This window comes from Brevibacillus borstelensis (assembly GCF_037834415.1).
Lineage (GTDB): Bacteria > Bacillota > Bacilli > Brevibacillales > Brevibacillaceae > Brevibacillus > Brevibacillus borstelensis_A.
Genome location: NZ_JAUMSJ010000025.1, coordinates 36,380 through 54,453 on the forward strand (window position 1 = coordinate 36,380; position 18,074 = coordinate 54,453).

An 18,074-nucleotide genomic window follows, 5' to 3' on the forward strand; every position below is an offset into this window, starting at 1 on the left:
TCCTTTCCCAGCAAGCATCCGTCGGGCACCAGAACATTTTTCAACGGGTTGGGCAGTTACACTGTCCATAACGAAAAAATTCAGATACAGGAGCTATACACAAAATGAATGAGCAAACAGGGAATCACGATGGAAAGTCCGTTCACATGTATCCTTTCCGCATGCAGCCAAAAAAACGCGGAAAACGGCGAATACTGCGAATACTTGCCGTTTGCATCGCGATTTTGGGAATTTGGGCCGGATATCTTTTGTGGAAAATCGAGCGCACGATCGAGGAAGCTGTGCCGCGAAAAGCGGACGTGGCGATCGTTCTCGGCGCAGCCGTCTGGGGCGAACGCCCGAGTCCGGGGCTGCGGGAGCGGTTGGATCAGGCGCTGGAGCTTTATCGTCAAGGGTATGTACCTTATTTGCTGGTAACGGGAGGTCTCGGCGAAGGGAAAACGTCCACGGAAGCTAGCGTGATGAGAAATTATCTGGTTGAGCAGGGGGTGCCCGAAGATCGGATTTTCATGGAGCATCAAGCCCGCGATACCTACGAAAATCTGCTTTTCAGCAAGGAGATCATGCAGCAGCACGGTCTCTCGCAGGCGCTCGTCGTCAGCCACGACTACCATCTGGCACGCGCGGTCGACATGGCCGAGACGATCGATCTGGATGCTTCGCCAGTCGGTGTGACATCCCATGTCTTGTACAGCCCTTACTACAAAGCAAGAGAGGTGCTGGCTTTAACCAAGTGGCACCTCTCGCATCCGTTTTGACTATGACTCTTCGATTCGCTGGTTTTTTCGCATAATCGCGAATACATCGACATAATGGCGGATTCGCTCCAAAACGCGAGCCGCCTTTGTCCGTTCGATCCGGTTGCCGTTGGAGATCGACATGTGCTCCTCCAGCTCTTCCAGCGAGTAGTTGGAAGTAAACAAGGTGGGCAGATGATTGTTCACGCGGTGATTCAAAATCACGCCGATGATCTCGTCGCGCACCCATGGCGTCAGATTTTCCGCTCCGATGTCATCGAGGATGAGCACCGGCACTTCCTTTAATACCTCCAGCTTCTCCGAATGGGAATGATCAGCCAGCGAATCTTTCATCTCCCGGATGAAATCCGGAACATAGACCATCAGCGAGGGGACGTTCCGTTCGGAAAGCTCGCGAGCGATCGCCCCCATCAGATAGCTTTTTCCGACCCCGAACGGTCCGTGCAAATACAGCCCTTTTACCTTTTCGCCAGTCCCTGCACGCTCGCAAAACAATATCCCCGCTGCAACGGCCGCCCGATTCTCCGCATCCAGCTCCAATTTCTCAAAGCTGGCCTGCATCGTTTCTTCGGAAATATAGTAGCTGCGCATCAACCGGCGGCGGCGCTGGTCTTCCTCGTACACCTGCTGCTTTTCACAAGGAGCGATGGGACTCACAATGGAACCTTGATTCAATTCGAGCCTTGTTCTGTGTCCCTTGACCAGATTCGGGCATTTCTCCAGTCCGGGACAGCGCTCGCACCAGTACTGCTCCTTTACGGCGGTATAGACGCTGGAGAGCGCTTTGAGATAATCCTCGCGGCCAAGCTCGGGATGCGCCTGCTGAAACGCCTGAAGATAGCCGGATGACCGGAACATCTTGTCCAGCTGCTGGTCTGGCGTCAGCAGCTGCCGCGGTGTCCGCTTGGCCAGCTCTTGCATAAATTCACCGATTGATTCCATCTGGCTTTTTACACTCCTCTCTGCCGCTTCCTGAGGGATTCGAGCATCTTTTTCAGTTCCGGATCATCCTCTATCGTCTTGACCCGCTCCGGCTCTTTTTGCTGCTGCTCTGCTGCCTTTTGCTGCTGTTGCTGCTCCTGGGAAAGCTGCCATTCCACCGAAGCAGGCAGCTTGTCCTGCAAAACGGCGCGGCCGTTGCGCCGCACGGGAGTATCCTTGCCCGTCTTTGTCTGCCTTGTCTTCTCTGCGTGCTGCGCTTTCTGGTCGGCGCGTTCCAGTATCTGGCGGACGGCTTCATCCACTGTCGCAATCCGCTTAGCCTTCCAGCTGTCGCGGATCGTCTCCATGTACGCCTTGGGCAGCTCCATCTGCATACTGCCGAGCGTATGGAGAAGCAGCGCATTGACCACCTCAACCGTCATCTGATCGCTGAACAGAAGGCTCTCGGCACGCTCCAGAAACACCTTGCTCACGCGGCCTCCGACGACCTTCTCCAGCAGGGTAAGCGGTGACAGCTGGCGGCAGACGCGGACGAACATTTCGCTGCCTGGCGGAGGCAGCTGGCCCGGCCCCCACTCTTCTTCTCCGGGGATCGCGCTCGGCACCGTCCGCACCAGCTTGTCGTCGGTGTAGCGCTGAATCAGCCGTTTGCGAAGCACCTCGCTGTCGAGCGAGCCGTCCGGCTTGTACAGCGTCCAGTCTCTCAGCTCCTGGCCCAGTCCCCAGCTGTCAAGCTGGTAGAAATGGTGCAGCCTGTAGAGAACCTCGACGCCTTCCTTGGAAAAGACCTTGTCGGAGCTGGCGTTGTCCGGGAGGTAATGGCGCAGCGAAGACAGGCTGAGCGGATGGTCCACGGAAGGCTCAAACCCGGCCTGCATCGGCGCCGGAGGATAGCTTTTCTCCATCTCCGAGAGGAACCGCTCCCGCTCCGAGCCGCGATGCACTTCCAGCTCGGAAGCTTTCAAGGATTGGAACACTTCGTGAAAATCCTTGGTCACATCTTCGGTTACGGTATAGTCCTGATCCAGCGCTGCGCCCAGGAGGTCCGCATATTTTTGGCGAAGCTGCTGGTATCGAATATTTTCAATTTTGTTTAACAACATGAGCGACAATACGTAATCCCCGAAAAATTCGTTCGGCGTCAGCGGGGGCTTCACCATGTACTCGTAAAAGTAGTCCCGCTGCAGATTCTCCCTGCGGCGGACAGAGACGAGCCCGAGCGCTTCCAGCCGTTCCCGGGCGGACAGCAAACGATCCAGCGTAAGTCCGCTCATCAGCATCAGATTGCGGTGTGTGCTTTCAGCTGCCGCCCCGCTTGCCTCCTGCACCTCGTGAACGAGCAGTTGATAGAGGGAAAACGAATCTGAACCGATGATCGGCAAATACAGCTGCGTGACGTAGCCCAGCTCGGCAAAGCTGAGCGGCCTCATCATCCGGACCACGTAACGATCTTTGGGCAACAGTTCGTTCCAAACGAGACGGCGCATGTGTCTTGTTCCTTCCTGTCCATTCTGGTTCTCCTATTATAGCATGTCCGGCTGTCGATAGATACGAGAGTGGCTGGAAGGCGCGGTCAGCGGACACCCCCCGCAGCGACAACTGTTTTACGTGAACGCCAAAAAAGGCGGAGGCAAAACGCCCGTCGCCCAAGACTAAATACCTAGAAGAAGCGTGGTTGCAATCGCTATTCTTATTCGGTGCTGCCGCGTGCCTGGGACAGCAGCTCCTCCAATTCTTTCATGAAGACGTTGATGTCTTTGAACTGGCGGTAGACCGATGCGAAACGGACGTATGCCACTTCATCCACATGGTACAAGCGCTCCATGACCTTTTCCCCGACATCCTTGCTCGGTATTTCGGCTTGACCGCAGCTGCGCAGCTCTCTTTCAATCTCGTTTACGACGTTCTCCAGCACCTCAAGCGAGACAGGCCGTTTCTCGCATGCCCGGACCAACCCGCGCAGGACCTTCTCCCGGCTGAACTCCTCACGCGTTCCGTCCTTTTTGATGATCAACAGCGGCGTCTCCTCGACCACTTCAAACGTCGTGAAACGGCGCTCGCACGCTTCGCATTCGCGTCGACGCCGGATTGACTTGTTATTGTTAAAAGGGCGGGAATCTAGGACTCTAGTCCCGTTATACTCGCAAAACGGACATCGCATCCGAAATCAACTCCAATACTGTCAATGCTTTTACTAGTGTCCCTCAATTTGACAGCGGAAGTCAAGTCAATCCTTCTACCTATTTCACACACCTGACTATTGGAGTACAATAATGGTACAAGCTGGAGGGATTCGTATGAGATTAGTTTCAATCAGACAGGTGCTCCCCGGGATGAAAGTGGGACGCACGATCTTCACGGAAGACGGCAAGGTTTTGCTTGGCGTCGGCATGACTCTTACCGATCGCCTCATCCAGGGGCTGGTGCGGTCCGGCATCGACTCTCTATACATAGACGATCCGCGCACCGGGGACATCGTGGTCGAGGATGTCATCCGTCCGGAGACCCGCCAGGTCGCTGTAGAAACCATCGAGAAAACCGTCAAGCAGATCACCAACTCCAATAAATTGGCCCGCAAAATCTCGCTCAAGGAAATGGGCCTTCACTTTCAACACGCGTTTGGGTCCATCCTGGACGACCTGATGCAAAATAGGCAAATCGTCATGCATCTGGCCAGTATTTCTACTCACTCCCCATCGCTGTACCACCATTCCGTAAACGTCGCGGTGCTGTCTACTGCCGTGGGCATGTCGATCGGGTACAACCGCAATCAGCTGATGGAGCTGGGGATCGGCGCGATGCTGCACGATATCGGCAAGACCCAATTGCCTGCCGAGATGCTGCAGAAGACCGAACGCTGGAGCCAGGAGGAAATGGAAATCGCCAAGCAGCACTGCCTCCTCGGGTTCAATATTCTGCGCAAGCAGCATGATATCTCCCTTCTCTCTGCCCACGTCTGCCTGCAGCACCATGAACGGCTCGACGGCAGCGGATTTCCTCAAGGTCTGAAGGGTAAGAATATTCACGAATATGCACAAATTGTCGGCATTTGCGATATTTACGACTCGCTCACTTCTCCTCGCCCCTGGCGCAAGCGCTACATGCCCCAGGACGCCCTTGAATATCTCATGGGGGCTGGCGGCCACTTGTTTGATCATCGGTTGATCAATGCATTCCGAAGCCACATCGCGATATTTCCCATCGGAAGCAGTGTGGTGCTGAACACCGGCGAAGTAGGCGTCGTCTGCCGCGTCGACCCGGATTACTGTCATCGTCCGACCGTCCGCATCCTGAAAGACGGACGAGGAAATGATGTGCGGGCGAGCTATGATCTGGATTTGAAAACAAATATCAAGCTGTTTATCGTCGGCTTCGAAGACGATCAGCTTTTTTCCATCGGTGGATTGGCAGAGAACCAGGAGACGTAGCTGTTGTTTTGAAATGCTGGCTGCCGGGATTAAGGTATTACCTAATGGGACGGAGAAATTGCTTCTCCGCCTTTTTTATGTGACGATTCTGGCATGGAACACGAAAAAAGATGCTCAAAAACCCCCAAGCAGCTGGGGGTTTTCGCTTTCATTTTTCATTATTCACTGTTCCCTTTTCGAAATCACTTCGCGCCAACTGCTGCCTGAGCCTCTTGGCGAGCCCGGTAGTGGTCTTCGGACACGTGGCGAACCAAATCGACTACGCGGCAGGAGTAGCCCCACTCGTTGTCATACCAGGCGATCACTTTGACTTGATTGGTGCCCATCACCAGGGTGGACAGTCCGTCGATGATCGTGGAGTGGTCATTTCCGTTGAAGTCGCTGGAGACGAGCGGCTCGTCGCAGAATTCGATATACCCTTTCATGCTGCCGTCCGCCGCTTCGCGCAGCACGCGGTTTACTTCATCTACGGTGACCGGCTTCTTGGTGTTGATGACGAGATCGACCACGGAGACGTTTGGCGTCGGTACACGCAGCGCAAAGCCGTTCAGTTTGCCGTTCAATTCTGGCAATACCTTTCCTACGGCACGGGCCGCACCAGTCGTCGTCGGGATGATCGATTCTCCGGCCGCACGAGCACGGCGCAAGTCTTTATGCGGATTGTCGATGTTTACCTGGTCGTTGGTGATGGAGTGGACCGTGGTCATCAGGCCCTGCTCGATGCCAAACGACTCATGCAGCACCTTGGCAACCGGCGCCAGGCAGTTGGTCGTGCAAGACGCATTGGAGATGATGTGGTGCTTCTCGTGATCGTAGATGTCATGGTTTACACCCATCACGATAGTCGCATCCTCTTCTTTAGCCGGTGCGGTGATAACTACTTTTTTCGCGCCGCTCGCAAGATGCTTGCCAGCCCCTTCGCGGTCCTTAAACTTTCCGGTCGCTTCCACGACGATTTCCACGCCGAGGTCTCCCCAGGGGAGCTTGAGCGGGTCGCGGTCTGAGAGGACAACGGTAGGCTTTCCGTCTACGATGATTTTGTTGTCTTGTACTTCCACTTTATGGTTAAACCGTCCGTGAATGGTGTCGTATTTCAACAGGTGAGCGAGTGTTTCAGGCGGATAGCTGGCGTTGATAGCGACGATTTCGATGTTGGGGTCCTGAACGGCGCGGCGGAATACCATGCGCCCAATTCGGCCGAAACCATTTATACCTATTTTGATAGTCATATTTAGAAACCCCTTCCCTTATTGAGTTACACTTATCCGTTACTCTTATTATAATAAGTATGACACAATTATCAATGTGTTTTACTGAAAAATAAATATTTGGACGATTTGCCTTATTCGTTTGTCCTGATTTTTCCTTGTTTTTGGCCTGCTTTTCGCTGTTTGGAGAGTTTTTTTAAGAAAAGCTGATGGAGGGGCTTTGGCGGAGGAGATGAAAAAGGGAGAAAACGCTTCAGGTTCGGTGGGACACTGCACGGAAGCCCGTCTGTCCGGCCCCCATCCAAAAGCGGAACCGCGTCCAAAAGCAGTATATTCAGGAGGCAACTCAGAGGTTGGACGCTAAATACGTGTTCCGCTTTTGGATGGAGGCCTGGGTAGTGTCCCAAAGACCTTCGCTGTTTTCTCCCTTTTTCATCTCTACAGCTTGTTTCCTTTGACCGTCTTTCTTGAAAGCGAATCATAGAGGTTTACTGAAAAAAAAACTAGATTTGACTGGCAGTGATTCGTTAGCGGCAGTTATGTTTGGGGACGCTTATCGGTTGATTCCAGGATTGCATGAGATGCAGTAAAATAAAGAATCAACTTTTGTTTTTTAGAAGAGCAGAATGGATAGGAAATGATATGTGATAATTGCTTTCATGAATCATTTCAACTATTAATTTGGATGTGCTGGCAAGATGATTGAAGCAAGTCAAAATAATTGGAGGAGTTCAAAATATGGTACAGTCAATCGTGCATATCGCTCTCGTTGTGAAAGATTATGACGAGGCAATAGAGTTTTATACGAAAAAGCTAAATTTCACATTAGTAGAGGACATCTATCAACCAGAGCGAGATAAACGGTGGGTAGTAGTATCTCCCCCTGGTTCGGTTGGCACTACTTTATTGCTTGCAAGGGCATCTAAGCCTGAGCAAGAGCCCTTTATAGGCAATCAGACAGGCGGTAGAGTTTTTCTCTTCTTACATACAGACGATTTTTGGAGAGATTATCATGAAATGGTTTCTAGAGGTATCGAATTTGTGAGAGAACCTAAAGAGCAATCATATGGAATGGTTGCGGTATTTAAGGATCTGTACGGGAACCTGTGGGATTTGCTGGAGCTAAAAGATGATCATCCCATTTCTCAAAGAATGAAACGGGAAAAAGAGTTGTCCTAAACAGAAGCAAATTATAACGTGGACAATATACGGCTGCGATCATGAGTTTGCTGGATAGCTTTCTCAGCTGGAGATTTCCTGACAGTGAAATACCGTCAGTAAATGAGAAAGCGGCATGGCCAGCGATCCAGATCGCTTGAGCTCTCGTATTTTATTCAGTCGAGTGTTTAAGAGTTTACACTTATTAAAAAACACGGGCACCTGTGGACGGTACCCGTGTTTTGCATTGTCTTCTTATGAAAGAGCTAATCGATTCCAATATTCCCCTGTTTAGTCCAGCGGCTCGACTTTCATTGCCTCGTCCACCCAGTCCTTCAGCTCGGAGATGGTTTGGTCGGCACGTTCGATGGCCGCTTGCACGCGCTTGCTGCCGGTGCCGCCGAATACGTCGCGGGCGTCGACCACTGTCCTCACGTCGATGGCCGCATACACGTCCTGCTCAAAATGCGGGCTGTGCTCCTGGTACTCCTCCAGTGTGAGGTCGGCGAGGAATTTGCCCTTGGTGATGCAATACAAGACCAGCTTTCCGATCACCTCGTGCGCCTGGCGGAACGGCATGCCTTTTCGGACCAGGTAGTCGGCGAGGTCTGTCGCGTTGGAGAAATCCTCCTTGACTGCCTGCGCCAGCCGCTCCCGGCGGACTTCCATCGTGCGAACCATCCCCGCGAACAGGGCCAAGGCCCCCTTTACCGTCTCCACGGTGTCAAACATGCCTTCCTTGTCTTCCTGCAGATCCTTGTTGTAGGTGAGCGGCAAGCCTTTGAGTACGGTCAACAGCCCGAACAGATTGCCGTACACTCTGCCTGTCTTGCCGCGCAAAAGCTCGGCCACGTCGGGATTTTTCTTTTGCGGCATGATCGAAGAGCCTGTGCAGTACGCGTCGTCCAGCTCCACGAAGCCGAATTCGGTAGACGACCAGAGAACCATCTCTTCGCAGAAGCGGGACAGGTGCATCATCAAAATGGAGGAAGCCCCGAGGAATTCCAGGACGAAATCCCGGTCGCTCACGGCGTCCATCGAGTTTTCGTAGATGCGGGCAAAGCCCAGCTCGCTGGCGACGAGCTCCCGATCGATCGGAAAGGTGGTGCCGGCCAATGCTCCCGCTCCCAGCGGCAGGATGTCAATCCGCTTGAGCGCGTCCTGCAGCCTTTCCGCATCGCGGGCGAACATGCCGAAATACGCGAGCAAATGATGGGCCAGGAGCACGGGCTGGGCCCGCTGCAAATGGGTGTAGCCCGGGATGATCACGTCCTGATGCTCCTTGGCCGAATCCGTCAAGGCTTGCAGCAGCTCCGTCACCAACGCGATAATCTGCTTCGTCTCGCGGCGCAGGTAGAGGTGCATATCCGTCGCCACCTGGTCGTTCCGGGAGCGTCCGGTGTGCAGCTTGCCGCCTACGGGACCGATCCGCTCGATCAGGCTTTTTTCAATGTTCATATGGACGTCTTCGTTTTCCACGGAGAACACAAAACGTCCCTCCCGGACATCCCGGAGAATGGCGCGCAAACCCTCGGAGATCGTATCGGCATCCTCCTGCGGAATAATGCCGCAAGCCCCCAGCATCTTTACATGAGCCAGCGAGCCACGGATATCGTCTTCCGCCATCTTTTGGTCAAAGCCGATCGAAGCGGTAAATTCCTCGACCAGCTTGTCCGTCGGCTTCGTAAAACGTCCGCCCCATAATTTCATCGTGTTCCTCTCCTTTGGTTCTATCGATCAGTGGTTGAGCACCTTTGCCAGAAAGTCCTGCGCCCGGTCCGTTTTTGGACTGCTGAAAAACTCCTTCGGCTCCGCCACTTCGACAATCTTTCCTTCCGTCATAAAGACGATTTGGTTGCAAATTTCCTTGGCAAAGCCCATCTCGTGCGTCACGACGGCCATCGTCATGCCCGTCGACGCGAGCTTGCGGATGGCATCCAGCACTTCCTTGACCATTTCCGGATCGAGCGCTGATGTAGGCTCGTCGAACAGCATGACTTTGGGGTCCATCGCCAGCGCTCTGGCAATCGCCACGCGCTGCTGCTGCCCGCCCGACAGCTGGCCGGGATACGAGGCGAATTTGTCGCCCAGCCCCAGAGAGGCCAGCAGTTCTTTTCCTTTTTCCTCCGCTTCCTTTCTGCTCATGTTTTTCACGTTGACCGGAGCGATCGTGACATTCTCCAGAGCCGTCAGATGCGGATACAGATTGAACGATTGAAACACAAACCCGATGTCGGCGCGGAGCTTGTTGATATCCGTTTTTTTGTCATGCACAGAGACGCCGTCGATCAAAATTTCCCCTTCCTGGATATTCTCCAGTGCATTGACCGTGCGAATCAACGTGCTTTTCCCCGCTCCGCTCGGTCCGATCAGGGCAAACACCTGCGACTGCGGAATCTCCAGATTGATATCGTGCAGGACCTTCACCTGCCCGTAGCTTTTGGAGACGTTTCGGATGGAAATCATGAAGCAGCCCTCCTTCTCCTCGTCAAAAAGTTATTCCAGCACGCGGTACTTCCGCTCAAAGTAGCGAATGATCTGCGAAAGGCTGAATGTAATGACAAAATACACCGCGGCGATAAACGTCCATACCTCCAGCACCCGGAATGTCGTCGCGACCAGATTGTGTCCGACCAGACTGAGATCGACGACGGCGATGACAGAGGCAAGCGACGAGTCTTTGATCAGGATGATGAACTGGGAAGCGAGCGGCGGCAGCACCTTGCGCAGCGCCTGCGGCAAAATAATCAGCCGCATTGCCTGATAGTAGTTCATCCCCGAAGAACGTGCCGCTTCCATCTGCCCCCGCGGCACGGACTGAATCCCCGCCCGTACGATTTCCGCCACGAAGGCGCCGGAGAACACCGCGAGACCGATCACTGCCGACCAGAACGAGCCGAGCTTCATAAACTTGCCGAGAACAAAGAAAATCCACAAAAGCAGCACCAACAGCGGAATCCCCCGGATGACCTCCACATAGCTTGCCGCCAAAAACGAAAGGATCCGGTTGCGGGAGATCCGGCACAAACCGGCCGCGATGCCGATCGGTATGCTGATCGCAAGCGACAGCGCGGAGATTTTCAAGGTAACCAATAACCCTTCCATGAAGATGTCGAAATTATCGGTGATGACACTCCAGTCCATCTGGTAGTTCACATGCTCACCCTCCCAATCGCAGCATTTTTATTAGACAAGACAAGCGTCGGGAAGAACCTGACAAATCGGCTCTTCCCGACTAGGGCAAACCCGCGCTTACTTCTTCTGCTCCACATTGCTTCTCCAATCGCTGGAGTTAAACCATTTATCGATAGAAGCCTTGTCTTCTGGGCTGTTTTTATACGCATGCAGGAATGTGTTCAGCCATTGTATGGTGGCAAAGTCATTCAGTTGAACCGCAATCCCCAGGTTTTCCGAAGAGATGAGATCATAGATGCCTTTGACACTGTAGTCTTTTTGCGCTTCGTATTCGCGAACGACAACTTCCTCTGTCACAACTCCGTCCGCTTGCCCCTGGTTCAGAGCCAGTGCCGCGGAAGCGACGTTTTCAAAGTCCATGACTTGCGCTTGCTTGAAGATTTGCTTGGCCAAAAGGGCCCCTGTCGTACCTTGGGATACGGCGATCTTCTTGCCAGGCTGATCGAGGTCCTGCCAGGATTTCGTCGTATTGTCCGCTTTCGGTGCCATGATGACTTGTCCGGTGGAATAGTATGGGTCCGAGAAGCTGACAGACAGCGCGCGGTCTCCGCGGATCGTCATGGCGGCGATGGCCATATCGATATCGCCTGTCTGCAAGGCCGGGATCAAGCCGCTGAATTTCATTTGCTTGAATTCAACCTCCACGCCCAGCGCTTTCCCGATGGCATTCCCCATGTCGATGTCGTAACCGACGAAGTTTCCGTCCTTGTCTTTCATTTCAAACGGCAGATAGGCAACGCCCGTACCGATGACCAGCTTCTTTTTCTCTTTCACCCGGTCAATGGTGGAAGGAGCCTGCTGGCCCGGCGCGGAGCTGTCCTGGGAGCATCCGGCAGCAAGCACGACCAAAAGGAGAGACAACATAACGATGAGTACTTTTTTCATAGAAACATTCCTTTCCGGCATCTAGCGGTCAATTTAGGGTTATTTAAGGGTAAATACCCTGATATAAGTATTATAAGAAATACTTTGAGTATTTCAACACTTTTTTCATGTAGATTAAAAAAACATGGTACTGAATAAATATAAATTACTTGCAAATGTATTTCCATATGACAAAAAAATAACCGCCCTTTTTATTTGGGCGGTACAAAAGACAAGTGCTTGTTCATTTATTTCAGCCGATAGATTTTGCTCGGCCTTCCGCGTGTGGAGACTGATTCCTCGCCCACGCATTCCGCGAGGTCCACCTCGCATAAATATGCGACAATTCTCCGGGCATTCCGCTCGTCCAGATGGAGGTGGAGAGCGAGGTCCTTGGTCGTGAAATCGCTCCAGCCCATTCTGCGGACCAGCGCTTCGATCTTGTTGTACGTTCTGACGCTGATATTTCCCTTCTTCAGCTTGTCCAGAAACTCTCTGTCCTGCATGCGGGACGAATAGGCCAGCTCGTTTTCCAGACCGGCCGCTTCGATCACGGTGCCATCCTCCTGGACGATCACGATCCCTCTCTCCGCCTTTTCCTTCGACTGCTGAATCGCTCGGCGGGCATTTACCTCCGCAGTAAAAACGGTCTCGCCAAACCCGACGCCTACTGCGACCATGGACTCCGCGACAAGCGACAACTGCCGGATTGTCTCCCTCAAGATGTCGATTTCTCGTTCAATCGCTCCCCGCGAGCTGAATACGACATAACGTCCGTTCCCTTTTTCCAGAAGCGAGCCGTTGAGCTTTTCGCACAAATGCAGCAGCGCTTCCTTCAGGCGCAGCTCCAGATGCTGCAAGTGGTACGGGCTTTTTGCCTTCTCGGCGACCCGGTCAAACTGCTCGATCTCGATGATCTCGACCCCGATCTGCGTATCCTTGAAATACAGCGTCCGCACCTTTTCGGCGACGATCCGAAACGTCTGCAAAATCTCCAGACGCGTCGGCGTGAACCAGTAAACAGGTACTCCCGCCGCCTTCAGGCCCCTGTAGATTCCCTCGAAACAGGTGATCGCCCCGTCGGTTTTCCCTTCCCTCCACAACTGCAGGTGAAAGTCCAGCAGTTCCTCCGGATTCGTATCCACATCGTAAATTTTCAGGTAAACGTCGCGCGGCTCGATCTCCAGCTGCTGCAGCGCGAAATCAAGCTGCGTCTTTTCCAACTCGTCGATGCTGACCCGCTCCAAAAATCTTCCCTGCTCCTTGGCCATCATCAAAAAGCATCTGTACAGACTCGCTTCCGTATGTTGGACATGCACCATGTTTTCCGCCGTACCAAGCTCCTGCCTGGCAATCATATACGAGAGCTTGCCCGAGAACAGCCATACGTCCACTTGATCAGCGTTGGTCTTCACAAGCTCGCGCGTCTCTTGAAACCTCTCGTAGGGGTAAGGAAAAAACCTCATGTCCTTCTCAAATTCCTTGCCCATGTCAATCATTCGTTCCACGGATGGTTGTGGCCCGACGACTCCGATCCTGTGCATACGATACCTACTTTCGCAGTTTCCAAATCAAGTAAGTTAAGTATAATCGATCGCAGCGGATTTGACTAAACCTCCATCAGCGACCATACAAACAAAGCCGCTTCACCTTGAAACAAGGGAAGCGGCTTTATTGCAATTGCTCCGTATAGATGCTCCGATAGCGATCATGGTAGTAAAGGACTCTCTGCACGTACAGGCGCGTCTCTCCAAACGGGATGTCCTCGATCGTCTCCCGCTTGCCGTTCCACTGCTCCTGCGTGAGCCAGCTGCTCACCTTGCCCGGTCCGGCATTGTAGGCGGCGATCACCTTCACCAAATCTCCCTCATACCGTTTCTCCAAAAAAGACAAATACCACGTGCCGATATTGATATTCACCACCGGATCGTACAAATATTGCTCGCTTGTTGGTCGAAGGCCAGCCTGTTCGACGATCCATTCCGCCGTGTCGGGCATGACCTGCATGAGCCCGATCGCTCCCTTGCGCGATACTCTGTCCGTCTCAAACCCGCTCTCGGAACGGATGACGGCCAAAATCAGGTACGGGTCGACCTGATAGCGGCTGGACGCCTCCAGAATCTCCTTTTGGTATTTGATCGGATACATCCACTTCCAAACGGTCGGTGTATTGAGCAGGAAAAACACGGCCATCAAAAAGAACAGAAAGACAAAGGCTTTTTTGCTCCGCGTCATGGAGCCACTTCCGTCTTCAACCGTTCCAAAAGCTGAATCACTTGTTTCTGGGTCTCTTCCCGTGAACCGGTATTGTCGATGACAAAGTCGGCTTCCGCGCGCTTCTGGTCGATCGGCAATTGCGCTCGCAAACGCTTTTGCGCCTGCTCTTCCTCAAACTCGTCCCGTTCCATCATCCGGGCCAGCTGCAGTTGAGCGGGAGCGTAGACGACGACAACCTTGTCTACCATATGCTGCAGCTTGCTTTCAAAAAGCAGCGGAATGTCCATAAACACAATTTTGGCGCCGTTTTGCTCTGCGGCTTCCGCTTCTTCGCGCATGACGCGGCGGACTTCAGGGTGGACGATCGCATTCAGCCTTTGGCGCTCCGCTTCATCCGAAAAAACGATCTCCCCCAGCTTTTTTCGATCGATCTGCCCGCCTGGCAGCAAAATCTCCCGTCCAAAGTGGCGAACAATCGCTTCATAGGCCGGTTTGCCCGGCTCAACCACATCGCGGGCAATCTGATCCGCATCGATGACAGGGATTCCCTGCTCCCGAAGCATGGCCGTAACCGTACTTTTGCCAGTCGCTATGCCTCCTGTCAGTCCCAGAATCATCCGCTCACCCTCCCTTTGGCTGCTGAGCCCCTTTTTTTCGCGTGTCCGGCGTCTTTTGACAAGCCGGGCAAATATGCGTCCCTCTCCCGCCGACGACAAAGCGGATGATGGCCGTGCCGCAGTTGACGCACGGCTCTCCCTTGCGTCCGTACACCAGGAGGGATTGCTGGAACATGCCCATCTCCCCTTGACCGTTCACGTAAGATTTGATGGAGCTGCCTCCCTGTTCAACGGCTTCCGAGAGCGTGGCGACAATCGCCTCATGCAGCTTGGCCACCTGCTGGGCGGTCAGCTTTCCGGCGGGACGCTCGGGATGAATCCGCGCCCGAAAGAGGGACTCGTCCACATAAATATTCCCCAAACCGACAATACATTCCTGATTCAAAAGGAGCGGCTTGATTTTCGTCGTCCGCCCCTTGAGCAGCCCGCGCAGCACATCTGGCGTAAACTCCTCCGCCAACGGCTCGACACCGAGCTTGGCAAGCGGTCCTTCCACGGTCTCCTTGCCCAGCGGAAAGAGGTCCATGGTCCCGAACTGCCGGACGTCGCGATACCGCAGCTCTGTCCCATCGGTAAAGTGGAAAATGACGTGCGTATGCTTTTCGACGGGCTCATCCGAGCGGTAAAGACCGTAGCGCCCTTCCATCCGCAGATGAGAGACAAGCACGTCCCGATCCAGTATGAACTGGATAAACTTGGCGCGCCGCTTGATCTCATGGATCGTCTGTCCGACGAGCATCGCTTTGAACTCCTCCATATCGTCCGGCCTGCGTATGATTCGCGGGAGCAGGACGCTGACGCTCCCGATTGTTTTTCCCAAGACGAGCCGGCGCAGCGTACGCACCACCGTCTCCACCTCTGGCAATTCCGGCATGGTTCTCCCTCCTCCTGTTGTCTGTTTGTCACGCCCGCGGACAATCCAAACGTCCGGCTTGCCCTCTTTTCTCCGATTTGGTCTGCATCGCCTGGCTACTTGGCATCGTACCAGCTTCGTCCGTAGTTGACGTCCACCTTCAAGGGAACATCCAGCTTGAGGGCGTTTTCCATCACATCGGGGACGAGCTGCTGCATGGTTTCCAACTCTTCTTCCGGCACTTCAAAAACCAATTCGTCATGCACCTGAAGCAGCATCCGGCTCTTCAGACCCTGTTCGCGCAGGCTGTCCTGCATGCGGATCATTGCAAGCTTGATAATATCAGCGGCCGTACCCTGGATCGGCGTGTTCATCGCCGTCCGCTCTGCAAAGGAGCGCAGGTTGAAGTTGCTGCTCTTGATGTCCGGCAGGTACCGTCTGCGATTCAGCAGCGTCGTGACATAACCGTCCTCCTTCGCTTGCTTGACGATGTCTTCCATATAGCGTTTTACCCCGGAGAAGACGGCGAAGTAACGTTCGATGAAATCCCCGGCTTCTTTCCGGGTAATATTGAGATTCTGGGACAAGCCGTAGTCGCTGATGCCGTAGACAATGCCAAAGTTGACGGCCTTGGCTTGCCGCCTCATCAGGGAAGTGACCTCGGCTTCGGATACGTCAAACACATCCATTGCCGTCCGGGTGTGAATGTCCATCCCTTTCTGGAACGCGTCGATCAGATTCTCATCCCCCGAGATGTGAGCCAGCACGCGCAGCTCGATCTGGGAATAGTCCGCCGCCAGTATAAACCAGCCGTCTTCGGAGGGAATAAACGCCTGACGTATTTTCCGTCCCTCTTCCAGGCGGATCGGGATGTTTTGCAGGTTGGGATCCGTACTGGACAGGCGGCCTGTCGCGGTCGTCGCCTGATTGAAAATGGTGTGCACCTTGCCCGTGCCCGGATGGATTTCCTTCGTGAGTCCCTCAATATACGTGGAACGCAGCTTGCCGAGCTGGCGGAAGTGCAGGATCGACTCGATAATCGGATGGTAAGGGGCCAGTTTTTCCAAGACGTCCGCACTGGTGGACGGTCCCGTCTTCGTTTTCTTCAGCACCGGAAGAGCCAGTCTGTCGAACAAAATTTCTCCGAGCTGCTTCGGCGAGTTGATATTAAACGAGGTTCCGGCCAATTCATAAATTTGGTCGGTCAGCTTCTCCAGCTGCGCGTCCAGTTCCTCGCCCATTTGCTGCAGCCGCTGCTCGTTTACCTTTACCCCTTGTTTTTCCATAGCGGCCAAAACGAGGCTGAGCGGCCCTTCCATCTGAGCCAGCAATTCATCGAGCTTGCTTGCGCCCATCTCTTCCTTGATTTTCGGTACGCTCTGGTACAGCGCGGCGGCCTTCAGCGCCACGTGCTCGCTCAGCACATCGGTTTCCGGGACGAGGCGCTTGGCCCCCTTGCCGTAAACCTCTTCGTCCGGCAGCACCCGCACATCCGCATAGTGAACGGCAATATCAGACACCTGCGGACTGCTCTCGGCCGCATTGAGCAGGTACGAAGCCAGATAGATGTCAAAGCCGATCCCCGCCATCTCCAGTCCGTGCCACGCCAATCCGACCGTGTCCCGTTTCCCGTCAAAAACCCACTTTTCCTTCGCATCATCCGCCAGCCACTGGCGGAAAGCGGGCCACTTTTCCGCCACATCAAAGGGAATGTACAGGGAAACGCCATCGGCGGCAAGGCCAAAGCCGAGAATCGGCGAATGGTGGTAGTTTTCTCCATCCATCTCCACGTACATGGCCATCGGCGATGTCAGCTTGTCCTGAAAGCGTCCCGTCTCCTCGCTGTAGACGACATCGAAGGCAAATGGTTTCGCGTCTTTTTGACCGTCGTCATCTGTACCGGTTGTCCCTTTTACTTTCGGCAGGAGCGATTTGAACTCCATTTTTTTAAAGAAATTGATAACCGGGTCAGCCGCATAGCCGGAGAAGGCCGTCTGTTCAACGTCCACTTCCACCGGAGCATCGCGCATGATCGTGGCCAGCGCCTTGCTCAGCTTTGCCTTGTCGACGTTTTCCCGTAAATTTTCCTGGAGCTTTTTGCCTGACACCTTGTCAATATTCTCCAGCACCGACTCGACTGATCCGTATTCGTGAAGCAGCTTGAGCGCCGTTTTTTCGCCTACGCCCGGAACGCCCGGGATGTTGTCCGAACTGTCTCCCATCAGCCCTTTGAGGTCGATGATCTGGAGCGGCTTCAAGCCGTATTTCCCGGAGATTTCCGCAGGCGTATACATCTCGATCTCGCTCACGCCTTTGCGCGTCAAGGCGACCGAGACGTTGTCGGAAACAAGCTGCAGCATGTCCTTGTCTCCGGTAATAACCGTCGTTTTCCAATTGTTTTCGTCCGCTTGTAGCGTCAGGGTACCGATGATGTCATCCGCTTCATACCCTTCCAGCTCAAACCGCTGGATCGAAAACGCGTCCAGCAGCTCGCGAATCAGCGGGAACTGCTCCGACAATTCCGGCGGCGTTTTGCTCCGGCCGCCCTTGTACTCGGCAAATTCGCTGTGGCGAAACACTACCTTGCCCGCGTCAAACGCAACCAGCACATGGGTCGGCTTCATTTCGTCCAGCACCTTGAGCAGCATGGTGGTAAAGCCCAGTACCGCATTTGTGTGCAATCCCGCCGACGTGGACAAAAGCGGCAAAGCGTAAAACGCCCTATTGGCGATACTGTTCCCGTCAATCAACACCAAATGGCTCATATTCGTCCGCACCCTCTCACTTTTTTCGCTATCCTTCATCTTACCATAGGGTTCGGATAACTGGCAAAG

Annotated in this window: 15 protein-coding genes and 1 pseudogene; 3 read left to right on the top strand and 13 right to left on the bottom strand. The window is 53.9% G+C overall.

Going from position 1 to position 18,074, the window contains the following annotated elements:
- The first annotated feature begins 104 nt into the window (after positions 1 to 104).
- The gene (locus Q3F21_RS18405) at positions 105 to 758 is read left to right on the top strand and encodes a YdcF family protein (RefSeq protein WP_340256280.1); all 654 of its coding nucleotides are present in this window, start codon (positions 105 to 107) and stop codon (positions 756 to 758) included.
- Here the strand turns inward: Q3F21_RS18405 and dnaI are convergent, their stop codons facing one another.
- The 3 genes from dnaI to nrdR all read right to left on the bottom strand — a co-directional run bounded on the left by dnaI (position 759) and on the right by nrdR (position 3,861).
- On the bottom strand, positions 759 to 1,700 hold the full coding sequence (gene dnaI / locus Q3F21_RS18410) for a primosomal protein DnaI (RefSeq protein WP_340256283.1): 942 nt from the start codon (positions 1,698 to 1,700) through the stop codon (positions 759 to 761).
- A gap of 8 nt (positions 1,701 to 1,708) precedes the next feature.
- Positions 1,709 to 3,187: a replication initiation and membrane attachment family protein gene (locus tag Q3F21_RS18415; RefSeq protein ID WP_340256286.1), complete on the bottom strand. Its 1,479-nt coding sequence runs from the start codon at positions 3,185 to 3,187 to the stop codon at positions 1,709 to 1,711.
- 203 nt (positions 3,188 to 3,390) lie between these two features.
- Positions 3,391 to 3,861, bottom strand: a complete 471-nt coding sequence (nrdR, locus tag Q3F21_RS18420; protein ID WP_340256289.1) for a transcriptional regulator NrdR — start codon at positions 3,859 to 3,861, stop codon at positions 3,391 to 3,393.
- A 136-nt stretch (positions 3,862 to 3,997) separates the two neighbouring features.
- On the opposite strand from nrdR, the gene Q3F21_RS18425 reads away from it, so the two are divergent.
- On the top strand, positions 3,998 to 5,128 hold the full coding sequence (locus Q3F21_RS18425) for an HD-GYP domain-containing protein (RefSeq protein ID WP_340256292.1): 1,131 nt from the start codon (positions 3,998 to 4,000) through the stop codon (positions 5,126 to 5,128).
- Positions 5,129 to 5,310: 182 nt separating this feature from the next.
- Here Q3F21_RS18425 and Q3F21_RS18430 read toward each other — a convergent pair whose 3' ends face one another.
- Positions 5,311 to 6,357, bottom strand: coding sequence for a glyceraldehyde-3-phosphate dehydrogenase (locus tag Q3F21_RS18430; RefSeq protein WP_340256295.1), 1,047 nt, complete (start codon positions 6,355 to 6,357; stop codon positions 5,311 to 5,313).
- 717 nt (positions 6,358 to 7,074) lie between these two features.
- Here Q3F21_RS18430 and Q3F21_RS18435 point away from each other — a divergent pair.
- Complete coding sequence (locus tag Q3F21_RS18435; RefSeq protein WP_340256298.1) at positions 7,075 to 7,515, top strand: VOC family protein; 441 nt, start codon at positions 7,075 to 7,077, stop codon at positions 7,513 to 7,515.
- A gap of 270 nt (positions 7,516 to 7,785) precedes the next feature.
- Here the strand turns inward: Q3F21_RS18435 and argH are convergent, their stop codons facing one another.
- From argH to polA, 9 genes and pseudogenes are all read right to left on the bottom strand, one after another.
- A complete protein-coding gene (gene argH, locus Q3F21_RS18440) occupies positions 7,786 to 9,204 on the bottom strand; it encodes an argininosuccinate lyase (protein ID WP_340256300.1) in 1,419 nt (472 codons plus the stop codon).
- Positions 9,205 to 9,231: 27 nt separating this feature from the next.
- Positions 9,232 to 9,960, bottom strand: a complete 729-nt coding sequence (locus tag Q3F21_RS18445) for an amino acid ABC transporter ATP-binding protein (RefSeq protein WP_340256303.1) — start codon at positions 9,958 to 9,960, stop codon at positions 9,232 to 9,234.
- 30 nt (positions 9,961 to 9,990) lie between these two features.
- Positions 9,991 to 10,563 (bottom strand): annotated as a pseudogene (locus Q3F21_RS18450) (amino acid ABC transporter permease); the annotation flags it as partial.
- Positions 10,564 to 10,746: 183 nt separating this feature from the next.
- Entirely contained in the window at positions 10,747 to 11,574 is an 828-nt protein-coding gene (locus Q3F21_RS18455; RefSeq protein ID WP_340256309.1) for a transporter substrate-binding domain-containing protein, read from the bottom strand.
- Between the two features lie 227 nt (positions 11,575 to 11,801).
- The gene (locus Q3F21_RS18460; RefSeq protein WP_340256311.1) at positions 11,802 to 13,097 is read right to left on the bottom strand and encodes a hypothetical protein; all 1,296 of its coding nucleotides are present in this window, start codon (positions 13,095 to 13,097) and stop codon (positions 11,802 to 11,804) included.
- 127 nt (positions 13,098 to 13,224) lie between these two features.
- Positions 13,225 to 13,788, bottom strand: a complete 564-nt coding sequence (locus Q3F21_RS18465; RefSeq protein ID WP_340256314.1) for a lytic transglycosylase domain-containing protein — start codon at positions 13,786 to 13,788, stop codon at positions 13,225 to 13,227.
- Positions 13,785 to 14,387 carry a dephospho-CoA kinase gene (gene coaE, locus Q3F21_RS18470; RefSeq protein ID WP_340256317.1) on the bottom strand — a complete coding sequence of 201 codons (603 nt, stop codon included), beginning with the start codon at positions 14,385 to 14,387 and terminating at the stop codon, positions 13,785 to 13,787. The genes Q3F21_RS18465 and coaE overlap by 4 nt, the downstream gene beginning before the upstream one ends.
- 4 nt (positions 14,388 to 14,391) lie before the next feature.
- Positions 14,392 to 15,261 carry a DNA-formamidopyrimidine glycosylase gene (gene mutM, locus Q3F21_RS18475; protein WP_340256321.1) on the bottom strand — a complete coding sequence of 290 codons (870 nt, stop codon included), beginning with the start codon at positions 15,259 to 15,261 and terminating at the stop codon, positions 14,392 to 14,394.
- A 95-nt stretch (positions 15,262 to 15,356) separates the two neighbouring features.
- A complete protein-coding gene (gene polA, locus Q3F21_RS18480; RefSeq protein ID WP_340256324.1) occupies positions 15,357 to 18,005 on the bottom strand; it encodes a DNA polymerase I in 2,649 nt (882 codons plus the stop codon).
- Positions 18,006 to 18,074 lie beyond the last annotated feature (69 nt).

Coding starts and splice junctions, on each gene's coding strand:
- Q3F21_RS18405 (WP_340256280.1), top strand. CDS start 105: ATGAATGAGCAAACAGGGAATCACGATGGAAAGTCCGTTCACATGTAT.
- dnaI (WP_340256283.1), bottom strand. CDS start 1,700: ATGGAATCAATCGGTGAATTTATGCAAGAGCTGGCCAAGCGGACACCG.
- Q3F21_RS18415 (WP_340256286.1), bottom strand. CDS start 3,187: ATGCGCCGTCTCGTTTGGAACGAACTGTTGCCCAAAGATCGTTACGTG.
- nrdR (WP_340256289.1), bottom strand. CDS start 3,861: ATGCGATGTCCGTTTTGCGAGTATAACGGGACTAGAGTCCTAGATTCC.
- Q3F21_RS18425 (WP_340256292.1), top strand. CDS start 3,998: ATGAGATTAGTTTCAATCAGACAGGTGCTCCCCGGGATGAAAGTGGGA.
- Q3F21_RS18430 (WP_340256295.1), bottom strand. CDS start 6,357: ATGACTATCAAAATAGGTATAAATGGTTTCGGCCGAATTGGGCGCATG.
- Q3F21_RS18435 (WP_340256298.1), top strand. CDS start 7,075: ATGGTACAGTCAATCGTGCATATCGCTCTCGTTGTGAAAGATTATGAC.
- argH (WP_340256300.1), bottom strand. CDS start 9,204: ATGAAATTATGGGGCGGACGTTTTACGAAGCCGACGGACAAGCTGGTC.
- Q3F21_RS18445 (WP_340256303.1), bottom strand. CDS start 9,960: ATGATTTCCATCCGAAACGTCTCCAAAAGCTACGGGCAGGTGAAGGTC.
- Q3F21_RS18455 (WP_340256309.1), bottom strand. CDS start 11,574: ATGAAAAAAGTACTCATCGTTATGTTGTCTCTCCTTTTGGTCGTGCTT.
- Q3F21_RS18460 (WP_340256311.1), bottom strand. CDS start 13,097: ATGCACAGGATCGGAGTCGTCGGGCCACAACCATCCGTGGAACGAATG.
- Q3F21_RS18465 (WP_340256314.1), bottom strand. CDS start 13,788: ATGACGCGGAGCAAAAAAGCCTTTGTCTTTCTGTTCTTTTTGATGGCC.
- coaE (WP_340256317.1), bottom strand. CDS start 14,387: ATGATTCTGGGACTGACAGGAGGCATAGCGACTGGCAAAAGTACGGTT.
- mutM (WP_340256321.1), bottom strand. CDS start 15,261: ATGCCGGAATTGCCAGAGGTGGAGACGGTGGTGCGTACGCTGCGCCGG.
- polA (WP_340256324.1), bottom strand. CDS start 18,005: ATGAGCCATTTGGTGTTGATTGACGGGAACAGTATCGCCAATAGGGCG.